This window comes from Massilia sp. Root335 (assembly GCF_001425685.1).
Taxonomy (GTDB): domain Bacteria; phylum Pseudomonadota; class Gammaproteobacteria; order Burkholderiales; family Burkholderiaceae_D; genus Telluria; species Telluria luteola.
In genome coordinates, this window is sequence record NZ_LMCY01000011.1 from 267,858 (window position 1) to 268,341 (window position 484).

Annotated in this window: 1 protein-coding gene; it reads left to right on the forward strand. The window is 71.5% G+C overall.

The window, feature by feature from the left end:
* Positions 1 to 484 (forward strand): AMP-binding protein (locus tag ASC93_RS08990; RefSeq protein ID WP_157201815.1); only part of this gene is annotated, 484 nt, incomplete at both ends.

Sequence of the window (484 nt, forward strand, 5' to 3'; positions counted from 1 at the left end):
TTGCCCGCGCTCGCGTCGATGCGCCACATCCTCGCCGGCGGCGAGGCGCTGTCGCCCGGCCACGCGCGCACGCTGCGCGATGCCAACCCATCGATCCTGCTCAGCAACGGCTACGGACCGACCGAGACCACCACCTTCGCCTGCCACCACCCGGTCACGGCGCGCGACGACTTCAACCTGCCGCTGCCGCTCGGCCGTCCGATCGCCAACACCGCGATCTACATCCTCGACGCGTGGCTCAACCCGGTGCCCGTCGGCGTGGCCGGCGAGCTGCACATCGGCGGCGCCGGGGTCGCCCGCGGCTATCTGGGCCGGCCCGGCATGACGGCCGAGAAGTTCATCCCCGATCCGTTCAGCGGCGAGCCCGGCGCGCGCATGTATAAATCCGGCGACCTGGCCCGCCAGCGTCCCGACGGCACCATCGAATTCCTGGGCCGCATCGACCAGCAGGTCAAGATCCGCGGCTTCCGCATCGAACCGGGCG